Source organism: Pantoea sp. X-Soil-YNGN-785 (assembly GCF_059730585.1).
This window is the reverse complement of record NZ_AP035942.1, coordinates 1,634,947-1,654,402: the sequence shown is the minus strand read 5'-3', so window position 1 is coordinate 1,654,402 and position 19,456 is coordinate 1,634,947. Positions and strand designations below refer to the sequence as shown.

Annotated in this window: 18 protein-coding genes; all 18 read right to left on the bottom strand. The window is 56.8% G+C overall.

Annotated features, from left to right (window positions below):
• Nucleotides 1-2: 2 nt before the first annotated feature.
• Complete coding sequence (gene tssE, locus AC6I8E_RS07690) at nt 3-578, bottom strand: type VI secretion system baseplate subunit TssE (protein WP_061062261.1); 576 nt, start codon at nt 576-578, stop codon at nt 3-5.
• The gene (locus tag AC6I8E_RS07685; RefSeq protein WP_497824628.1) at nt 568-1,395 is read right to left on the bottom strand and encodes a type VI secretion system accessory protein TagJ; all 828 of its coding nucleotides are present in this window, start codon (nt 1,393-1,395) and stop codon (nt 568-570) included. The genes tssE and AC6I8E_RS07685 overlap by 11 nt, the downstream gene beginning before the upstream one ends.
• 16 nt (nt 1,396-1,411) lie before the next feature.
• Entirely contained in the window at nt 1,412-2,389 is a 978-nt protein-coding gene (locus tag AC6I8E_RS07680; protein ID WP_095707332.1) for a hypothetical protein, read from the bottom strand.
• Between the two features lie 10 nt (nt 2,390-2,399).
• A complete protein-coding gene (locus tag AC6I8E_RS07675; RefSeq protein WP_013357582.1) occupies nt 2,400-3,191 on the bottom strand; it encodes a PP2C family protein-serine/threonine phosphatase in 792 nt (263 codons plus the stop codon).
• The gene (gene tagH / locus AC6I8E_RS07670; RefSeq protein ID WP_497824627.1) at nt 3,188-5,047 is read right to left on the bottom strand and encodes a type VI secretion system-associated FHA domain protein TagH; all 1,860 of its coding nucleotides are present in this window, start codon (nt 5,045-5,047) and stop codon (nt 3,188-3,190) included. The genes AC6I8E_RS07675 and tagH overlap by 4 nt, the downstream gene beginning before the upstream one ends.
• 311 nt (nt 5,048-5,358) lie before the next feature.
• On the bottom strand, nt 5,359-5,730 hold the full coding sequence (locus AC6I8E_RS07665) for a hypothetical protein (protein ID WP_497824626.1): 372 nt from the start codon (nt 5,728-5,730) through the stop codon (nt 5,359-5,361).
• A gap of 146 nt (nt 5,731-5,876) precedes the next feature.
• Nucleotides 5,877-6,236 carry a T6SS amidase immunity protein Tai4 family protein gene (locus AC6I8E_RS07660; RefSeq protein WP_107319559.1) on the bottom strand — a complete coding sequence of 120 codons (360 nt, stop codon included), beginning with the start codon at nt 6,234-6,236 and terminating at the stop codon, nt 5,877-5,879.
• 153 nt (nt 6,237-6,389) lie between these two features.
• Complete coding sequence (locus tag AC6I8E_RS07655; protein ID WP_147788304.1) at nt 6,390-6,767, bottom strand: hypothetical protein; 378 nt, start codon at nt 6,765-6,767, stop codon at nt 6,390-6,392.
• A gap of 54 nt (nt 6,768-6,821) precedes the next feature.
• Nucleotides 6,822-7,235 (bottom strand): hypothetical protein, encoded by a 414-nt coding sequence (locus AC6I8E_RS07650; RefSeq protein WP_497824625.1) that lies wholly within the window; start codon nt 7,233-7,235, stop codon nt 6,822-6,824.
• Nucleotides 7,232-8,224: a hypothetical protein gene (locus AC6I8E_RS07645; protein ID WP_370421436.1), complete on the bottom strand. Its 993-nt coding sequence runs from the start codon at nt 8,222-8,224 to the stop codon at nt 7,232-7,234. The genes AC6I8E_RS07650 and AC6I8E_RS07645 overlap by 4 nt, the downstream gene beginning before the upstream one ends.
• Before the next feature lie 104 nt (nt 8,225-8,328).
• Complete coding sequence (locus AC6I8E_RS07640; protein WP_013357577.1) at nt 8,329-8,811, bottom strand: Hcp family type VI secretion system effector; 483 nt, start codon at nt 8,809-8,811, stop codon at nt 8,329-8,331.
• A gap of 538 nt (nt 8,812-9,349) precedes the next feature.
• Complete coding sequence (gene tssC / locus AC6I8E_RS07635) at nt 9,350-10,849, bottom strand: type VI secretion system contractile sheath large subunit (RefSeq protein WP_013357575.1); 1,500 nt, start codon at nt 10,847-10,849, stop codon at nt 9,350-9,352.
• Nucleotides 10,846-11,379, bottom strand: a complete 534-nt coding sequence (gene tssB / locus AC6I8E_RS07630; RefSeq protein WP_013357574.1) for a type VI secretion system contractile sheath small subunit — start codon at nt 11,377-11,379, stop codon at nt 10,846-10,848. Before tssB ends, tssC begins: the two co-directional genes overlap by 4 nt.
• A gap of 79 nt (nt 11,380-11,458) precedes the next feature.
• Entirely contained in the window at nt 11,459-12,475 is a 1,017-nt protein-coding gene (tssA, locus tag AC6I8E_RS07625; RefSeq protein ID WP_033784560.1) for a type VI secretion system protein TssA, read from the bottom strand.
• Nucleotides 12,476-12,491: 16 nt separating this feature from the next.
• Entirely contained in the window at nt 12,492-13,208 is a 717-nt protein-coding gene (gene tagF, locus AC6I8E_RS07620; RefSeq protein WP_013357572.1) for a type VI secretion system-associated protein TagF, read from the bottom strand.
• Nucleotides 13,209-13,222: 14 nt separating this feature from the next.
• The gene (gene tssM, locus AC6I8E_RS07615; RefSeq protein WP_312215383.1) at nt 13,223-16,852 is read right to left on the bottom strand and encodes a type VI secretion system membrane subunit TssM; all 3,630 of its coding nucleotides are present in this window, start codon (nt 16,850-16,852) and stop codon (nt 13,223-13,225) included.
• Nucleotides 16,853-16,855: 3 nt separating this feature from the next.
• The gene (locus AC6I8E_RS07610; protein ID WP_013357570.1) at nt 16,856-18,094 is read right to left on the bottom strand and encodes a DotU family type VI secretion system protein; all 1,239 of its coding nucleotides are present in this window, start codon (nt 18,092-18,094) and stop codon (nt 16,856-16,858) included.
• 17 nt (nt 18,095-18,111) lie between these two features.
• A complete protein-coding gene (tssK, locus tag AC6I8E_RS07605) occupies nt 18,112-19,452 on the bottom strand; it encodes a type VI secretion system baseplate subunit TssK (protein ID WP_013357569.1) in 1,341 nt (446 codons plus the stop codon).
• Between the last annotated feature and the right edge of the window lie 4 nt (nt 19,453-19,456).

The window sequence follows — 19,456 nt, the reverse complement described above, 5'->3', positions numbered from 1 at the left end:
GATTACCCTGCATCCTGAAGTTCGAAATGGCCGCTCTCCAGATCAACCTGAGTGCGGAACAGAAACGCCAGCGGATAAGGCACGCACCAGAGGCGCCCTTTGATCTCAATCGACAGCACGTTGTGCAGACTAAGCGAGCCGAGATCGCTGACGCAGCGCACCTGCAGACCCTGCGGCAGAATACGCGGCTCGAAGTGCAGAATGGCGTTGGTCATTTTGCGCTGCATATCCTGCCATTCGATATCGGAGACGTTCTGCCCGGCCAGCGGCGCTACGCCGAAGTTCCAGACAGAGCGCTGCACCTGATCGAAACCGTCCAGATCCTGCTGCGCTTCGTTGTTGATGGTGTTAAACAGCCACTGCAGATCGCGCAGCACGTGGCGGCGCAGCGTACTGTGGCTGATCAGCATGCTGTTCTCCGGCTCCTGCTGCCTGTCCGGCGCGTTGTCGGTCAGGCGGTCCAGCAGCGAGGATTGCAGTTTGTCGCGGGCGGTCAGCGCATCGCGCTTTTTGCGCGCACGAAAGCCGCCATGCAGCTGGGCATAGCCGTCGTTGTGCGCGCCTGAATCATGGCTCATCGGCGGACCCAACGTTATCGAACGCGACCTGCTGCAGGCTCAGCAGCGAGAACTCCGCGCTGTCGCTGAGCCACATTTTTTGTCCCTGGCCGATAAACTGGTCCGGATCGTTGCCCAGCGGCTGCCATTCGGTGACGCTGGCGCGCAGAAAACGCTCGTCCGCACCCGCCAGCAGCGGATAGCGCGCCGGGATCTGACACACCTGTTCGCTGCCATCCACCAGCTGCACCCGAGTATGACGCCACACCAGATCGGTGACGCTGGCGGGTGCCTGGAACTGCATCTCACGAATGGCGGCGAACGGAATCCAGTAATAACGGCCCTGATTGATCACTTCACACACCGGCCCGAAACGGCTGTCGCCATCCATCAGCCAGCTGAAAGCGGTGGACTGATCCTGCCCGGTCGCGGTGCCGGGATTGGCGGCCGCAAGCTCCAGCGCGTCGGCACGCAGTGCGCTGCCGCGCGCGACATCACCCGCGGTTTCGGCCTGTAATGCGGCCAGCAGTGTGTCGCACCAGTGCCAGGCGCTGCCCGGCAGCACGGGTTGTGTTTCGCCACGCAGCACGGCATCACGCTGCCGCTCACCGGCAATCGCCTGCTGCAACAGATTAACCGTTGGTTGCGCCTGCGGGCTTAACGCCAGCCAGGATTGCAGCTGCGTCTGCGCACGCGTCCAGTTGCCCGCCAGGCAGAGTAACTGGACAAAGGCGGCGCGCAGATCGGCGTTCGCCGGACTGGCCTGAATCTGGCGGGTAACGTCAGCCAGCGTCTCGCTGAGCGTGGCGTTCGCAAGATGATGTTGTAAGGATTCCATGCAAACTCCTTTTGCGTCAGTTAAGGGTGCGATATACCGCAGCGGCGGGATCTTTCAGTTCAGGGTGCAGTTTTTCCACCAGCTGTACGCTCAGCGTGGTATTGCCGCTGACCCACGGTGACCAGACTTTACGGACTTCCTGCAGACGTGCCTGCAAAGCACTCTCATCAGCGGCTTCACTGGCGGGCATCAGCACCACCACCTGACGGGCCGCCTGCCAGCCGTTAAAGCGGTTACTGAACGGCAGAACCAGCCAGCTGTCCGGGGATTTTTCGTTACTCAGCACCATGCGCTCGCTGTTAACCGTGGTGATGTGCAGTTCGGCGGTGGGCGACTGACTGTTCAGCCCCATCACCGGGAAGCCCTGCAGGAAGGTCACGCCGACGGCTGCCGGTGCGCCGTTACCCTGCTGCGTCAGACGACTGTGTCCGCTGAGCCAGCCATCGGAACCGCAGACCAGCCCCTGCTTTGCCGGCACAAACAGCGCGCTGCCCTGCGCCGGATGCTGCCACCAGGTGCGGAAATGGCAGCCGTCGAGCAGGCTGAACTGCAGCCATGGCGAGGTATCCGCTTGGGCGGCATTGACCAATGGGTCCGCGGGCACGGCAGCTGTGGCTGGTTGTTGTTGTGCAGGCGGTGCGGGCGGCGTCACCACGGTTTTCCACTGCTGCGCCCGGGCGGCGCTGCCGGTAGCGATTTCACTGCCCTCTGTATCGGTCAGCTGCCAGTGCAGCTGCTGCAGCGGTTTACACTGCGACGCCATCAGGCCAGCCACCCGTGGCAGAAACTCTTTCAGCACCGACGCGTTTTTCTCACCCAGGGTGACGATGCGCAGGTTAATGGTGCTGTTACACCAGCTCGACAGCTGATTGTTTTTGACGTCATCAATCCAGACATCCAGTTTCTGTGCCGGGGACTGAACGATGCGATAGTTTTCAGCATAAGCGTGCGTGCTGAGCAGCAGCGCAGCCAGACCCAGTAATCCATATTTCATGTTGGCGTTCTCAATCTCGCAGAGGGAAGAACTGCGCCGCTTCAGAGAGCGAGTGCAGCAAAGTGGTGTCCTGGGGCGATCCAATCCAGACGGCCAGCGCGCTGAAATTATCCTGCTGCCCCTGATCTGACTGATCGTTTTTGATGATTTGCTGCATCAGCGTCAGCCACTCTTCCGGCGTATTCACCATGTGCAGTGACTGCTGCATCTGCTCCAGCGTAACGCCGTGCCAGAAACCATCGGTGCAGAGCAGAAAGGCATCGCCATCTTCAATCCCGACCACGTCGCTGTAGCTGGCGTCGCGCTGCTCATCACCCATTCCCAGCGCAAAATAGAGCAGGTTGCTGTTGATGCCTTCGGTGCGATGTCCGGCATCTTTCATCTGCTGCACCAGGCTGTGGTCGGTGGTGACCAGATAGAGATAGCCGCGGCGGAACAGATAAAGGCGGCTGTCACCGGCATGCGCCCAGCAGGCAAGGTGGTAGTCGCGGTCGATGAACAGGCTGACCAGCGTGGTGCCCATCCGGCTGTGCTCGCTGCTGGCTTTCTGCTGCTGCCGGATAGCGTGATTCGCGTGATTAACGTAGTTGCGAATCGACTGCGCATTGAGGTGCGCATCCCCATCGAACGCTTCCAGCAGGCTGCTGCGGGCGATGGCGGCCGCCCTGTCACCGCCGGGAAACCCGGCCACACCGTCGCACACCACAAAGCAGGCGGAGCGCTTACCGATGACATCACCGATCTGATCCTGATTACTGGCGCGATCGCCCTGATTCGACGTCGAGGCAATAGTGATATTCATGCGTCATCCGTGTGGGTTTGTGAGTCTTTGTACTGATTAACTTCCAGGTCATAGGCGTGCAGAAACGCTTCGCCAAACAGGGTGTGGAAATCGTCTTCGATCTCGCCCGCCGTCTCGCCGTAGCGCTCAACAAAATGCTCCCACAGCGCCGCTTTACGGCTGCCCGGCAGGCCGATACGGGAAACCGATCCCGCCTGACGTGCCTCTTCCTCCAGCTGCTCCGGGTTAAAGGATTGCAGCATCGAGGCGATGATGGCGCGGATACCGGCGATCATGCCCAGCTGGTGCGCCTGCAAATCAATCAGCGCATCCCGCACCGCCTGACGTGGTGGCATAAAGCCCGGCATCCGGCTGCCAAACATCTGCATCAGGACAGTTTTGCCCGATGGCAGCAGCTTGAACGGGTTGTTGGCGTCGTCGAGGATCACCGTCATGTCAGCCTTAACGCCGCGCTTAAGGATCGAGCGCGATGACAGCAGCGCGACCGTGCCCTGCGAGAACATGCTGAGCATCTGACCAAACTGCAGCATCTGCTCGCGGTCAAACTGCGGCGTCGGCTGCAGATCGCGCAGACCCATGCCTTCCAGCAGCGCGTCCAGCAGTTCGCCTTTCAGCGCATCGCCGCTGCTCTGGCTGGATGTGGAGGGCTGCACGGCGGCGGCATGCTGGTGACCCGAGGCAACCGGATCAATGCGCAGCCGCCCTTTCGGCGTCGGTGAGGGAGCTCGCTGCACCGCCTGGGGTGTGGGCAGCGTAATCCCGCCATAGTCGTTTGGCGGATTAACAGCGTCTGTCTGACCGGACTCTGCCTCATCCGCCAGCAACGTCTGGCGCGGGGATTCACTATGAGGCTGGTCATCAACGGGTAAGTCGATGCCGCTAAATAGCGGAGAGTGATCCATTTCGTTCAGGCTGACGGAAGCCTGCTCAGGTGAGCGTGGGGCAACCGGCTCAGGCTTTGTCTCTGGCTGAGGCGGCACATGCAGCGTCGCCGGTTTCGCTGGCTCCGGCTGCGCCAGCGGCACCGCGTTCCCCATCATCAGTCCTAATGGATCATCATGGTTGCGCACATCCGCACTGCTCTCGCCGTCGAACAGGCTCAGTGGATCCAGTTCCGCAGTAGGCGCCTCAGCCTGCTTTGGCGTAGTGTGCGGCTGAGCCGCCAGCGTGCTCGGCGTACGGTCGTCAAAAATACTCTGCTGCGCAAAGAGCGCATCACCGTCATCAAACAGGCTGCTGTTTTTGGGCTGCTGACCATAATCCAGCGGCGCATCATTGATTAGCTGTGCCAGTGGATCTTCCGGATTCCGATCTGGCATGGCGGGCGCGGTCAGCGGATGGGCATCCGGCATCTCTGGCACGGCTTTGCGTTTAGAGAGATCGTCGGAAATCGAGAACTCTTTCGCCAGACTGTCCCAGATTTCGCTGGGGATAGCGGCGGTGGTACTGGCTTTTTCGGCTACCGGTTCACGAGGAGCCGCGGCGGGCTGGACCGGCTCCGGACGCGGAACCGCCCTTTCAGCCTGCGGCTGCTGCGCACTATTGAGATCGCTGACCAGCAGCTGATAATCATCGATGCCCAGAATGTCCCCATCCTGCAGCTCAACCTGACGACCGCGTTCCAGCGGAATATCGTTGAGCAGCACGCGCGTCACATTGCCACGGTTAGTCAGACGACATTCACCGTTCGCGGTGATGTGCACAATGGCCTGCAGCCGGGAGAGCGTTCGGTCGTCATCCGGCAGCACCAGATTGTTATCCACGCCGCGACCAATGGTGCCGCCGGGCGGAAAGAAATCACAATGAGTTTGCGGCGGCTGTTGGCCGGGTTTAGTCGTTATTATCGTAAAGCGCATAACGGATTCCTGCGGTTAGCGGTTCGGCATCTACACCGCGCACCTCTCGGGGAAAGGCGCGGGGTATAGGGAGCGGGAAAGTTTAATTTTGGAGTTGGGGTTTATTATTTTTTCGCTGAGTTTATTTATCTACTTAAATAGCAGCACTGCCTTATTTCTTTTAATGACGACATTTCGTCAACACATTAACTCTCAATGAATTGAAGAGGCAAATGATTCAAACAGAGCCGAGGTTGATTATTATAAAAATTAATTGTGAATAACCAGAGTACAAGCGCACGCTCAATAACATCGGATTTATATATGCTTCTCTATTTCATTACCCCAACGTCCTGAGCAATAACCTTACCCTTGAATGTCACGATATAATCCCAAAGACTCTCGCCCTTCTGGTCTGGATAAAATGAATAATCATGTTGACCGTTAGCGAAGCGATAGCCCCTGAAGTCGCAGACGTCAGGGCAATTGGTATTGATCGTTTCACCTTTAAGAACTATCGATGAATTATCTTTTACTCTTGTTGACTTAAGCAAAACGTTATCACAACTGACGTTACCTTCCTCACAGTCATAGGTAATATCCGCTCTGAATTTTTTTCCTTCGAAGTGTGAAACCGACTTAGCCAAAGACAATAAAGGCAGACTCATTAGCACTATGATAATAAAACCAATGACTTTTCTCATTATGTGGAAATTTCCTTGCAGGAGTCACTGTCCTGCTTAACGTCAGGTGTAATGAGCGATTCCATTTAACTAAACATATCTCCTTTGATAATTCACTACTGATGTTTAACGCTGCAATATCCTTCAAGCTCTACCAAAAAAGAAAATTACTTTTTGTATTTATTATAGAGAGCCTCAGCATCCTGGCTTTGCGAAAGTAATGTGCATTTCATCATATTGAAGCTTCCTTTGACTGAGCCGGTCAGATCCATCTTCAAATACGCATTGATTAATTTATCGCCATCACTGAAGGCTTCAACAGGGAGATGGCTTACCTCTAACCAGGCTGAGGCACTTTTGAAGGCATCATCACTGAAAGCCTTGTCAGTGGCAGCTTTACCTGCACAGCGATTCAGAAGCCAGTTGCTGAAAATCTGCGGTTGCTTAAAGGAGTCTGGTGCCGGAGGCGTTATCGCCAGCACTGCAGGAGATAGCGTCAAAGCCAGTAACATCAGTAATTTTTTCATTTCAGTATCCACAGGGAGGCAGCATCAGGGACACACTGCCATATTCTGCGCATTCAGGAAGTGACAGGTATCAGAACAGATGTTGCTTTTTCAGGGTGCCACATACACTCGGATATTAATGAAACCATCTCCATGATCATAGTTAAGCACATACTAGCTATAAAAATGACGCCAGATAATAAAACCTAAACCTCCGCCAAGCATCATTACCGCAGTCACCATATTTAAAGTATGAAGGCGTATTAGCCAGCCTATTTCTTTTTCAGGTAACGATTGAATAAAATCATAAGTTTCCTGGCTAACGCTCTCATTACCTCTGCGCTGAAGTTTTACACCTTTATATAAGCGTGCAAACCAGGAAATTTTTACAGGATGGAACGATAGACTGAAAAAGGAGCTAACCTGAGTGCTGAAATCAAGATCCAATCTTCTTTTGCGAAACTCGCTAATTAATGATTCATAGTTTTGAATATTTTTTCTGAATATTATGTAGCCTACAATTTGCAAAGCAATCGAACTCAGAAAAGACATCACTGACACAGCAATCAAAATGCAAGGCAAGGTCATAAAGTCTTATACATAGCTTCAGTTAAATACATAAACAAAAATAGCCATAAAAATAGCCCAGACAACTGTCAGAAGAAAAGTAAGCTGGTAAAGAGAGAGCGTCTTTTCCATCCACACCATTTTATCCTTAGGTTGTTTTTGTACAAATTCATAAGCCTTTATGCTGACATTTTCAGATTTAGAAAAGCGCATTTTCCGCCCTTTCCTGAGATTCATGAAAAAGGCTAACTTCTGATAATTAGCATAGAACCCTAAATGATTTGCAACTTTCGTGGTTAAGTCTAATTGCAAGCCAGCATTTTGATAAAGATCGATAAAATCCTGATACGCTTTTCGATTAACTCTAAAGAACCACGCAGCATAGACATGCAGAAGAATGACCAAAACAGATAAAATCAAACTGCCATACATAAAAAAATCATACGAACTCATAAAATCTTATCCATTAAAATGCCTGCCCCTTTTTCACCCAGCTTAGCAGCACCAAACCCCCCTGCAGCGGATCCGACTATTCCACAAGCTAACGCACCTATGCCTCCGGTTGCAACACCCAGTGCTACGCAGGCGGAAGTTGCGATTGCACCCGCCGCCGCGCCGCCCAGGATACCTGCAGTCGTGCTTGCTGCAAACTGAGAATACCCTTTCACCGCTACTTTAGAACATTCATCTTCTCTTTCAGTGGTACAGCTGTGATAAACCTCATTCGTTGTATTCACAGCACTAAATCCTATCGAAACCCATCCACCCATTTTCATAAATTTCGCTGCTTTGGCTGCACTATCTACATAGGTCGAATAACCGCGTATTACTCCTGTGCCAGCAGTTTGCCAGTCATGGATAATAGAGGAACTGGAAAGGTTTAAAGCATGCTTAATCTTTTCATAGGGGCGCAAATTCAACATAAATCGGGATAAACGATTCAGTAATACTTCAAGTTCACCAAACAGGCGTTTCCGCTCGATAAAAAACTGCTGCCCGAACAATGTTCCTGACGTCAGATATTGGTTACGGTAGGCATTCTCAATAGCGACAAGTTTCTTGCCAATTTCATTGAAATAACGCTCTCCCGCATCGCCGATGATACCTGATGCTTTATCCATAAAATTGGTAATAGCAGCAATGGAAGCATAATGGCGGTTAAAGAAATCAGCCTCATCAACGGTCAGATGAGTGACACTATTATTGGTTCTGGATTTAGCCTCTTCCAGCGTGCGCATGGCTGCCGGGTGATTATTACCGTTCGGATCGGCAACGATTAAAATCTGGCCGGGTTTAGCCCATGCAACATCAGCATTTAATTGCAAAAAATAGTTCGCGGCAGACATATTACGCGTGCCATAAAGCCACATTGCCTGCTCAGTCAGTCTTCCTGGACGCTGAACAACACAAAATCCCGGCTCAATTGAATTTTTCTCAGCCATAACAACCTCCTTTTGCAATTAAATGTTCGAAACGTATAATTACCACAACCTCTAATCCATTGAATTTCAATGAATATACGCCCCCTTTTCGGAGGCGTATTTTATTACGCTTCTTTGTTGCCTTTAATGTCCCAGCCGGCGCTGCTCTCTGCGCCTTTGCCGCCGGAAGAGCTCTGCTCCCAGTACTGCTGCTTCACTTTGGATGCCTGGAAGGAGTAGGTCATTCCCAGGGTATCGCCGTTGTCGGAGCCATTGTAATTCACCGCAGTCACCAGAACGTCTTCCAGAGTGATGCGCGCATACTCAACCTGTGAACCGCCCGCTTTACAGATAGAGAGTTCAACTTTAGTGAGATGCTTACCGCTTGCGCAGTTCTTCAGCAGCGCAGTGGTGGATTTGTCGATCAGTGCATTCACGTGCAGGTCGTTGAAGTTAACTTTACCCGCACCGCCGCCGCCGCCCACAGACATGTTGCCTGGCTGAGAAGCACCCCATGAGAAAGAGGTAATATCAGTCCAGCCAGTGTGATTTGAGTCTTTCGACTCGCCAGTAACACCGTCAACCTTCATAAACATATCAATAGCCATTATCTTTCACTCTTTATTGGTTGAGATTATTGCTTTCAAAAAAAGCAAGGATATGGCAAAAAGAAAAGCATGGGGCTGAATAAAACAGTCCATATTTTACCTTTGCCTTGCTTCTGAAATATCGTCATAAACCATATTTCAGATATTGCATTGCCGGGCACCAGACCGGGCAATGTATTAAATTCCCATGACGAAAATCGGAATACTGAACAGGGAGTCAGGTAACACAAAAGCAATTAATACCGTTCCCTTAGCTTGTGCCCTGCCCAGTAAAAAAATGACGCAGTGACTGAAAGAGTAATCAGGATGCCGTTAATTATTTTCCCCATCATCGTGACATTCCAGTCACAGAAGAAAATGAAATAACCTGCACAGGTGGATAAAATCAGGGCTGAAATAAAACCAGCAGATAACTTAGTAAATACAGAGCTGATTTTTTAACCATTCTTTTATCCTCCCTGACATTCACCTCAGCAATCTTTCTTTGAGGCATCAGGCGCAATATCTTTTCGCGCCTGATAATCTTATGACTCAGCCCTTAAGCATTATCATTCTTCAGTGACGGCAGCTTAGAGACCAGACGCAGCGAAACGGTCAGGCCTTCCAGCTGGTAGTGCGGACGCAGGAAGAATTTCGCGGCGTAATAGCCCGGATTATCTTCCTGCTCTTCCACATTCACCTCGGCAGCGGCCAGCGGCTTACGAGACTTGGTCTCCTGCGAGGAGTTAGCCGGATCGCCATCGACGTAGTTCATCACCCAATCGTTCAGCCAGCGTTCCATCTCATCGCGCTCGCGGAAGGAGCCGATCTTGTCACGCACGATGCACTTCAGGTAATGCGCAAAGCGGCAGCAGGCGAACAGATAAGGCAGACGCGCGGCCAGACGGGCATTGGCGGTGGCATCGGCGTCGTGATATTCCGTCGGCTTCTGCAGTGACTGCGCGCCAATAAAGGCGGCGAAGTCAGAGTTTTTGCGATGCACCAGCGGCATAAAGCCGTTTTTCGCCAGTTCGGCTTCGCGGCGATCGCTGATGGCGATTTCGGTCGGACACTTCATGTCCACGCCGCCGTCGTCGCTCGGGAAGGTGTGGCACGGCAGGTTCTCAACCGCCCCGCCCGATTCTACGCCGCGGATTGCGGTACACCAGCCATACTCCTTAAAGGAGCGGTTGATGTTGGCGGCCATCGCATACGCCGCATTGCTCCAGGTGTAGTTGCCGTGATCGGAACCGTCGGTCTGCTCTTCAAAATCGAAGCTGTCGACCGGGTTGGTACGAATGCCATATGGCAGACGCGCCAGGAAACGCGGCATCACCAGGCCCAGATAACGTGCATCTTCCGACTCACGCAGGCTGCGCCAGGCAGCATATTCGGTGTTCTGGAAGATTTTGGTCAGATCGCGCGGATTTGCCAGCTCCTGCCAGGATTCCATCTGCATCACTTCCGGCGCGGTGCCGGTGATAAACGGACAGTGTGCCGCCGAACCGATGCGCGCCATCTCACCGAGCAGCTCAACATCCTGCGGGCTATGGTCGAAGTAGTAGTCGCCCACCAGACAGCCAAACGGCTCGCCGCCGAACTGACCATACTCCTGCTCATAGATCTTCTTGAACAGCGGGCTTTGGTCCCAGCCAGCACCTTTATAGCGCTTAAGCGTACGACCCAGTTCCTGCTTGGAGATGCTCATAAAACGGATTTTCAACATCTCGTCCGTTTCAGTGTTGTTCACCAGATAGCTCAGGCCGCGCCAGGCGCTTTCCAGCGACTGGAACTCCGGATGGTGAATAATCTGGTTAACCTGCTGCGACAGCTTTTCGTCGATCTCCGCGATCAGCGCCTGAATGGTGCGATAGGCGTCGCTGGAAACGGTGACGGTGTTCTCCAGCGCCTGCTGCGCCAGAGTTTTTACCGCGCTCTCGACCGCGGCACGTGCCTGATCGCTTTTCGGCCGGAACTCTTTGTTCAGCAGCGCGCTGAACTCATCCTGGCTGAAACTTGCCGCGCCCTGCGACTGGGGTTGTTGTGAAGTCTGCGTCATGCCTGCGGCTCCTTACCTTCAGTGGCCTCATCCTGCTTAGGCAGATGGGTCAGAGCCTGCAGCAGCGTTGGGTCCTGCAGCACTTTACCAATCAGCTCTTCCGCACCGTTTTTGCCGTCCATATAGGTCAGCAGGTTTGCCAGCTGGGTACGCGCTTCCAGCAGCTTGCTCAGCGGCTCGACGTTGCGGGCCACGGCATCCGGCGAAAAGTCATCCATGCTGTCGAAGGTGAGATCGATGTTCAGCTTGCCTTCGCCATTCAGAGTGTTGTCTACCTGGAACGCGGCGCGTGGCTTCAGCGCTTTCATGCGCTCATCGAAGTTGTCAATGTCGATCTCAAGGAATTTGCGGTCGTCGATGCCCGGCTGCGGCTCCAGCGGTTTACCCACCAGATCCGCCAGCACGCCCATCACAAACGGCAGCTGGATTTTGCGTTCCGCGCCATAAATTTCCACGTCATATTCAATCTGAACGCGAGGCGCGCGATTGCGGGCAATGAACTTCTGCCCACTGGATTTGCTTGTTGCCATGGTTTTCTCCATCAATGATGCGCGGATAATGTGTCACAGCAGGCGCGCAGCTCCCGCTGTGTGAGTGGGTCACGCCTGCTTAGTCGCGACGTCCGAAAATGGTTTCCAGCTGATGCACGCCATCGGGTGCCAGCTCGCGGATGATTTCCAGGAAGTCGCGTTCGATTAAGCGCTGTACCCGGTCGATCATCAGCGGAGCCGGATGGCTCGGCTCGTGCTGGGTGAAGTAGAGCTTCACTTTCTCCAGCATCAGCTGGGCATCGGCGCGGGAACTGATCTGTACCGTGCGCCAGTCCGCGGCCGCGCGCGGCGCCGTTGCGACCGCCGCCGGGGCCGCCGCTTCTGCGGGTTGTTCCGCCGCTGCGGTGGGAATCAGCTGGCTGATGTCGGTGGCCTGGCAGCGTTCGGCGATCAGCGCAATCTGTCGGCGCAGCAGGGCCAGTTCCGGCACCGCCGCGTCGCCCAGCCGTTCGGCCACGGTTTCGCAGATGGTCTGAAGCCGCTCATGAATCTGCAGCACCGCCTCAATACCGGGCTGGTCGCCGCGCGCCAGTTCGTCGATCAGACGCGGCAGGCCACCGGGGTAGTCCGCCACCTCGGTTTTGCTGCCGTCGCACAGGGCGGCCGCATCACGCAGCGTGATGCCGTCGGACGGGTAGCGCAGCAGCCAGCACTGACGCACCGCGCCACTGAGTTCCGTTTTGTCACCCAGCAGCGCCAGGGCATTGATGCGGTAGAAAGGATCCTGCTCACCGTACTCTTCCAGCCGGGGCCACAGCGGCTCCCAGTAGAGCAGCAGCGCCTGTTCAATCAGCTTCAGGCCCTGGGCGTAGCCCGGCAGCCCTTTCAGTTCGGTCCAGGCGTGGGTCAGCGCCAGCATCACCCGTAAATCTTTACTGCGGGCCAGCAGCGCTATCGCTAGCTTCTCAACTTTGTTCCAGTCGGCGGGTTCCGCCGGAATGATGGTGTTACCGAACTGCTGTTCCGCTTTACCGGCACTGGCCTGCTCCATCGCCTGAAAATCGGCGTCGTACTCCAGGTTATCGCCACCGGGATTGTCATCACTGACCGGAGCCAGCAAAGCCTCTGTATTCATCGTCATGGGTGTTGCCTCAGGATTCAAACATCGGGGGATAAAGTCCGTTTCGTCCCGGCTTTGCCCCACCGGCCGGATCAAACAGCAATGAAAAAAGCTGGGCGGTGAAGTTACCGCTGTGGACCTGGGTATAAAGCGGAAACCCGTCGCTTTGATTGGTCCACCAGAAACTGGTGTAGAACTGCGGATCGAAGTTCTCACCCGGCAGCGTCCAGTTCAGCGTTGAAGGCGTGTCGCCATGCCCGATAACGTTGAGGATATCTGACGGCTCACCCGTCTCCTGCGGCGGTTGCGGCTGCGGAATGCTGATCAGCGCCTGATCCAGCTGCTCCGGCGATCCGCCGCCCTGCACCACCCGCAGCAGCGTATTGCCCACCTGCTGATACCACTCGCCGGAGCGTGCCAGCAGCGCTGGCGACCACTCGGCGGGGGTGAAGTGACGCAGCGCGCAGAGCGGATAGTTACGTCCCACGCTGTCCCGTGCCGCGATCAGGCAGCCCATCTGGATCAGCTGACTGCCCAGCATCGGCGGCACCACAAAATTCCAGACCGGCGCGTTGAGGAACGGGCGCGACGGCGCGTTATCCCCCTCCTGACTGCTCTGCCAGTGATGCAGGCCCACCTGAAACCAGCTGGACCATTGGCGATAGAGGACATCAGGAAAGCGGCGCTTCACAAAGTCACCCGCGCTGGGCAATTTGCCGTACCAGCAGGGTGCAGCGTAATGAGTCATTGTCGGGTCCTGTTTCAGGGGCAGCTAAAGCCGGGAAGCTGGAACGGGTTACGAATGCTGCCAGGGGTGAACGACAGCGTGACCTGATGACCCTCCACGCTGAACGTGGCTTCGCGGGTCAGGCCGCCAGCCGCGGTAACACGGGCGCGATCGAAGAAGCGATTGAGTGCCCAGGGCCCACTGGTCACCAGCGTTGAGGTGGTGCCGTTGGTCAGGCCCAGCTGCATGCGCACCTGGCTGGTGCCGCCCGGACCGGGCCAGCTGACCATCTGTACTGCCTGCGGCCCGTGGCTGTAACGCAATTGCTGTCCATCCACATCCAGCGTCAGGTTAAGAATGTCATTGTCCATTTTTACGGTGCGCAGCGTGACGCGGAAGCCTGGCGTGGTCGCACCGTTAGCAAAGAACGCATCACGAATTGACTGCGCCTGCTGGAAAGGACGCAGCAGCGCTTCGCCGCCCGGCAGCGTTTTGCCGTCGATACCCGGCGTAAAGCGCCATGAGGCGTTTGTGGTGTCGACTTTGCTGGCCAGGTTGTCGCGGAAGAAGCTGTCCATCATGCCGCTGCCGGGGGCGAACATCCGTGCCAGATCGTCGGGTGTCACCTCACTGCGCGCGGAGCGCACCAGCGGATAACGGCCGGCGATCGCCTGACGACAGAAACTGCCGACTTCCATGGTGATGCGTTTACGGACGTTATCCATGTCGCGGCGCTGCGCATCGCTGCTGGCCCCGACCGCCATACTGGAGACCATATTCTGCAGCGAACCGGGCAGACGTCCGGCGCTGGCCTGCAAACGACTGATCGCATCGCTGGCCGGTGGCGGCATCCCGCTGTTGGCGGCATCCTGCACCGCCGTGAGGTAACGATAGAGATCGTCAATCTGATGCAGGAAATCATCCACCGCCAGCACCTTGCTGCCCTGCTGTAACGGCTGAGCCAGCTCAAGCACGGGCGCAAAATGCACGGCAACCGCCTGCTCCGGTGACGCCTGCGCTGCCGCCTGTCCACGCGCCGCAGCCGCTTCAGGCGAGGTAAACAGCGCTTCAAGGGTGCGGGTGGCGCTGTTATCCGACGGCTTTGCCGCCTGCGCCGTTTTCTCATCGGGCTGCGCCCGGTTCAGCGTCAGCAGGTTACTGAGGTTGATGACCAGCTGGCGCAGCGGCGAGTGGTTGCCCGACAGCAAGCGCGCGGTGTTAATACGTTGCGAGAGATCGGCACTGCTGTTGAGCTGGATATCGCTCAGGAACTGCTCCCACTGGCGGATGTAGTCCTGCACATAGAGCTGGCGCACCGCGAGATCGGTCTGCTCACTTTTCTGCTGCGGCGCAGCGCCATCCAGTACCCAGAGATCGTCCTGATAGAGCGCCTGCGTTACCGGACCAATCTGCTTGTCCACATGCTGCCAGTAGCCGTCCGGCGTATAGAGACCTGCCACACCGTCATTAACCGATTTACCGCTTTTACGGGAAAACACCAGCTCGCTCTGGGGACCGCCCAGCGCCGCCAGCGTCACCGGTTGCAGGCTGTCATCACGTTGCAGCAGGCGCTTCAGGCGTCCATAGACGCGCTGTGACAGCGGCATCTGATTAATCAGCGCCTGCTCGCGCTTTACCAGCGCGTCATCCTTCGCATATGGCGACGAGTGAATCTGCGTCTCCAGCAGCTGTTGCAGATGCCACGCCAGCTGTTTTACCTGCTGCTGTGTCACGTTCTGCGGCAGCTCGCGCGACAGGTTAAGCATCAGCCACGCCTGCAGGAACTTGCCATCGTAGTGCTTCGGCTGATAGAGCATCTGATACGCCTTCAGCGCTTCATAGCTGTAGTCAGCGTCGCTGCCGTTGTCATTGCGCAGCCAGCGGGTGATGTTCTGCGCCACCTGCGGCAACAGCAGCTGCTTCAGCGCTTTGTCGTAAAGCGCACGCGTCGCATCGCTGACCTCGGTGCCACGATAAAGGCCCATACGACGCGTCAGCGGCGGCGATTCCAGCGAGAAGTCGGCGCTTTCCGGCAGGTGCAACAGGGTGTTGAGATAAGGCACCAGCGCAAAGAGATCGCCGTTGACCTGCTTCTGAAGCTGGTCGCCCAGCTGCTCCACCTGCGGCGCTTTAGCGGCCATCTCCTGCAGATAGGCTTTGTTCTTGCTGTAGCTGGTGAGCCACAGACCGCCCGCGACCAGTAACAGCAACAGCAGCGCCAGATAGCCTGACCAGAGTCCGGCGCGGTTGCGCAGCTCCCACCAGCGGTTGCTGCCCGCCAGACCCGACTCCTGGAAAACCACATTTTCCAGCACGCCTTTGAGGAAGAAACTCTGCCCTTTGTTCTGCGGAATCGGGGCGTCCTTATCGACCTGATCCCAGCTGCCCGATTCGCCCGCCTGCTGGCCTGGCAGATTCAGGGCACGGTTCAGCTCGCCCATTACCCGGTCAAACGGCAGACCTTCCTGGGTGCCGCTGGCAAAGTAGATGCCGCGTGGCGCGAACTGGGTTTCAAAATCGGAGCGGGCGAACAGCGTGTCGAGCGCGTCGGCCAGCAACGGACGCAGCGCAGCGAACTCCTGCGGGAAGAGATAGCTTTCGGCACGCGCCTGCGCGTCGCTCTCCGTCAGCAGCCGATCGGCCAGTCCGGCATCGAGCCGCTGTTGCAGCAGGGAATACTCCTGCTGGAACTGGCTGTTCAGCTCGAAATCGGCGGCGGATGCCTTCGCCCACGGAAAGGTGAATCCCCAGATCTGTTCACGCTGCGCTTTATCCAGCGAGGCGAAGTAGCTGCGGAAACCTTTGAGCAGGTCTGCTTTGGTGACCAGCACATAAACCGGGAAACGGATGCCGAGACGATCGTGCAACTCCATCAGACGCTGACGCAGCGCCAGCGCCTGGTTGCGCAGTGCCTCGGGCGACTGACTCAGCAGATCGGAGACGCTCAGCGTGACGATAACGCCGTTGATCGGCTGACGTCCGCGATATTTACGCAGCAGATCGAGGAAATGGTGCCATTCGCTGGCATCCCGCTCCTGCTGACTCTCCTGGGTGCTGTAACGCCCGGCGGTATCGAGCAGCACGGCGTCGTTAGTAAACCACCAGTCGCAGTTGCGGGTGCCGCCAATGCCGCGCAGGGCCGACTTGCCAAACTTATCCGCCAGCGGGAACTGCAGGCCGGAGTTGACCAGCGCGGTGGTTTTACCGGCACCGGGTGCACCGATAATCATGTACCACGGCAGCTGATAGAGATACTGCCGACCAAAGCGCTGCGCCCAGAACGGCGTGCCTTTGCTGCTGTGGCGCTGGAAGTGCGCCTTTCTCAGCATTTCAGTAGCTTCGGAGAAACGGCCCGCCAGCACCTGCTCTTCACTGGTCAGACGCTGACGATCGGCTTCCGGCGCATCGCTTTTGCCGGTTTCCAGACTCGACATCAGCTTGCGGTTAAGCCAGTAATTGTATAGCCGCGGAATCGCCTGCCCCAGTCCCCAGACCAGATAGAGCAGCGCGATACTGATCATGCGGTTCTGCTCTGGCTCAAGTGGCCGCGAATCAACGATAGAGAAGACCGGGCCAATCACCCAGATGATAAAAGAGAGCGCGGTGATGCCGACAAAGCCCCACGCAAGGCGGCTGGTCAGCACCGCAAACAGAATATTCAGCATGGATCAGTTCCCTCTCGCCAGGCCGTTGAGTTCGGCATGCGTCGCATCCGGCGCCACCAGCAGTGTGATTTCAACACGACGGTTACGCGCGCGATTTTCTGCGCTGGTGTTCGGCACCAGCGGATTGCTTTCGCCGCGCCCTTCCGCTTTCACCCGCGACGGCTGCGCCAGCTGCTGTTGCAGCAGGGTCTGCACCGAACGGGCGCGCGCCAGCGACAGCTCAAAGTTGGAGGCGAAGCGCGCGCTGCGGATCGGCACGTTATCGCTGTAGCCAATCACCTGAATCTGGCCGCTGACGTTGTTCATGGCCGCCGCGATGCGCCGGATCACGTCAATGTAGCCGCCGCGCACTTCGGTCGCCGCCGAAGCAAATAGCCCATCCCCTTTCAGCGTCACCACGCTGCGGTCCGCTTCATCACGCACCGCCACCAGCCCGGCATCAATTTCCGGCTTCAGGAAGGCGCGCAGATTCAGCGTGGCAGGCGGAGGCGGCGCCGGGTTGCCAATCTTTACTTCCGGCAGCGCCGTCTGATAGATGCGGGCCAGCACCGGCGAGGTGTAATCACCCAGACGCCAGTTGAGCACGATGTAGAACAGACAGGCGGCCAGCCCAGCCACGGCCGCACAGGCCCACAGCGGGATCATCGGCCGCCATAGCTTGCGCAGCACCGGCTGATCGGTGGGATGCGGTGACAGCGCCGCGGCGTAACTGCCGCGTACGCTTTTGATCATCTGCAGCAGGCGCTGTTTGATGGTCTCCAGCTGCGAGCGGCCATTGTCCAAAACCCGGTAGCGTCCTTCGAACCCCAGCAGCAGGCAGAAGTAGATCAGCTCCAGCATCAAAATGTGACGCCTGGGGTTCTGCGACAGCTTCGCCAGCAGCTGGAAAAACTTCTCGCCGCCCCAGGTTTCGTTGTGAAAGGTGACCAGCAGACCGTTGCTGGTCCAGACGCCGCGACTGCCCCACGGCGTCAGCGCCGCTGCCTCATCCAGCGCGGTACAGAGACAATAGCGCGCGCCGATGATCACTTCGTAGCCGAGACCCGACTGCTGGCAGCTCAGCTCAAAGCGGCGGATCTGGTCGATCAGCTGCTGACGCAGTTGCGCCGGGTCTTCATGCGACACCGAATGGCGGATCTGTGGAATCGCGTTAATCAGGGGGTTGGCCGCCGCAACCAGCACATTCTGGTGGCTGGCATCCGGCGCAAGATCGCTGTGTGAATGTTGTTGTTCCTGCATCATGCTGCGTGCTCAGTTTATTATTCTGACTGACTGCGGATGGCCCAGAACTCCATGTTCAGGCCCGGAAACTCACCGGCAAGATGCAGCGCAAAAGCGCCCGAGCGCTCCATCTCTTTCCATAGCTCGCTGTTCTTATCCAGTTCGAAATAGCTGTATCCGGCATGCCACGGGATCTGCGGCGGCGCGCCGGGCATCGCCCGAAGTGCCAGACCCGGCAGCTGCAGCTGCACCAGATCGCGGATTTTGCTGACCGGCGCGACTTTCATCTGTGCCGGGAAATGGGTTTTCAGAGTGTCGGCCGGCACGCTGGCTTTCACAGCCAGCACAAAGCCGAACTCATGCACCATGCTGCTCTCCGGCACGGTAGCGACGTTAAGGCCGTGCGAACGCTGCGTCAGTGGCAGCTGAATGGCGCTCTCCTCCATCACTTGCGACAGACCCTGACGCAGCAGCAGCGACAGACGGCTGAAGCAGTTATGCAGGTCATCATGATCGTAGAGCGGCAGTCCTTCCGGCGCGCGCGCGGGCGTCCAGGTACTCAGCTCTGCGGCCAGTTGCAGCCAGTGGCTGTAGAGGGTTTCAGGATGCAGCAGCGGCAGATGTTGCAGATGGCTGTGCAGGCCAAGCTGACGATTGAGCAGCGCCAGCAGCATAAAATCGACCATATCGGCGCTGTTGAAGCGGCCGGTGCCGGGTGCACGCTGACTCAGCTGCTGGCTGCGCTGCTGGATAAGCCCGTGCAGGTCGTTAAACATGTTTTGCAGTGGACGGCTGCTGTTCAGAGTCAGCATCGGCGGGATGTAATCGCTGTCGAGCCGGATATGGTTGTCGCTGCGTTTTTCAATGACCTGCGCAACGCCCATCGCGGTCCACTCGGCGGTCAGATCCTGCTCCAGCATCAGCCGCAGGCGCAGCTTGCCGAACTGTACCGTCGCGCTGCCTACGGCCTGGGCGTTGTCATCTTCCACTTCCGCTTCCCAGGCCAGATAGCGCGCCAGAGAATCCTGCGACTCCTGGAAAGCGACGGCTTCGCGGCCATTGCGACGGGTCGGTATCGCCAGCACCACTTTGCTGCGGTCAACAGAAGCTGGCAGATCAAGCGGTGCCGGGCCATGTTGCGGCTGGCTGAAGGCGAAAAACGTGCCGTCTGGCAGACAGCCGCTGGCCGCACTCAGCGCCAGTTTCCCCTGACGCAGCAGCGCTTCATCAAACTCCAGATCGTAAAAGCCCCAGGTGTAGACGCGCTGTGACTGCCCCCATTCACGCAGGGTGCTGAGAAGATAATTTTCTGACTGCTGGAAATGGTGAGGACGCAGAAACATCCCCTCGGTCCAGACGACCTTTTCGGCTCTGTTCATCGAC

Coding starts and splice junctions, on each gene's coding strand:
- tssE (WP_061062261.1), bottom strand. CDS start 578: ATGAGCCATGATTCAGGCGCGCACAACGACGGCTATGCCCAGCTGCAT.
- AC6I8E_RS07685 (WP_497824628.1), bottom strand. CDS start 1,395: ATGGAATCCTTACAACATCATCTTGCGAACGCCACGCTCAGCGAGACG.
- AC6I8E_RS07680 (WP_095707332.1), bottom strand. CDS start 2,389: ATGAAATATGGATTACTGGGTCTGGCTGCGCTGCTGCTCAGCACGCAC.
- AC6I8E_RS07675 (WP_013357582.1), bottom strand. CDS start 3,191: ATGAATATCACTATTGCCTCGACGTCGAATCAGGGCGATCGCGCCAGT.
- tagH (WP_497824627.1), bottom strand. CDS start 5,047: ATGCGCTTTACGATAATAACGACTAAACCCGGCCAACAGCCGCCGCAA.
- AC6I8E_RS07665 (WP_497824626.1), bottom strand. CDS start 5,730: ATGAGAAAAGTCATTGGTTTTATTATCATAGTGCTAATGAGTCTGCCT.
- AC6I8E_RS07660 (WP_107319559.1), bottom strand. CDS start 6,236: ATGAAAAAATTACTGATGTTACTGGCTTTGACGCTATCTCCTGCAGTG.
- AC6I8E_RS07655 (WP_147788304.1), bottom strand. CDS start 6,767: ATGTCTTTTCTGAGTTCGATTGCTTTGCAAATTGTAGGCTACATAATA.
- AC6I8E_RS07650 (WP_497824625.1), bottom strand. CDS start 7,235: ATGAGTTCGTATGATTTTTTTATGTATGGCAGTTTGATTTTATCTGTT.
- AC6I8E_RS07645 (WP_370421436.1), bottom strand. CDS start 8,224: ATGGCTGAGAAAAATTCAATTGAGCCGGGATTTTGTGTTGTTCAGCGT.
- AC6I8E_RS07640 (WP_013357577.1), bottom strand. CDS start 8,811: ATGGCTATTGATATGTTTATGAAGGTTGACGGTGTTACTGGCGAGTCG.
- tssC (WP_013357575.1), bottom strand. CDS start 10,849: ATGACGCAGACTTCACAACAACCCCAGTCGCAGGGCGCGGCAAGTTTC.
- tssB (WP_013357574.1), bottom strand. CDS start 11,379: ATGGCAACAAGCAAATCCAGTGGGCAGAAGTTCATTGCCCGCAATCGC.
- tssA (WP_033784560.1), bottom strand. CDS start 12,475: ATGAATACAGAGGCTTTGCTGGCTCCGGTCAGTGATGACAATCCCGGT.
- tagF (WP_013357572.1), bottom strand. CDS start 13,208: ATGACTCATTACGCTGCACCCTGCTGGTACGGCAAATTGCCCAGCGCG.
- tssM (WP_312215383.1), bottom strand. CDS start 16,852: ATGCTGAATATTCTGTTTGCGGTGCTGACCAGCCGCCTTGCGTGGGGC.
- AC6I8E_RS07610 (WP_013357570.1), bottom strand. CDS start 18,094: ATGATGCAGGAACAACAACATTCACACAGCGATCTTGCGCCGGATGCC.
- tssK (WP_013357569.1), bottom strand. CDS start 19,452: ATGAACAGAGCCGAAAAGGTCGTCTGGACCGAGGGGATGTTTCTGCGT.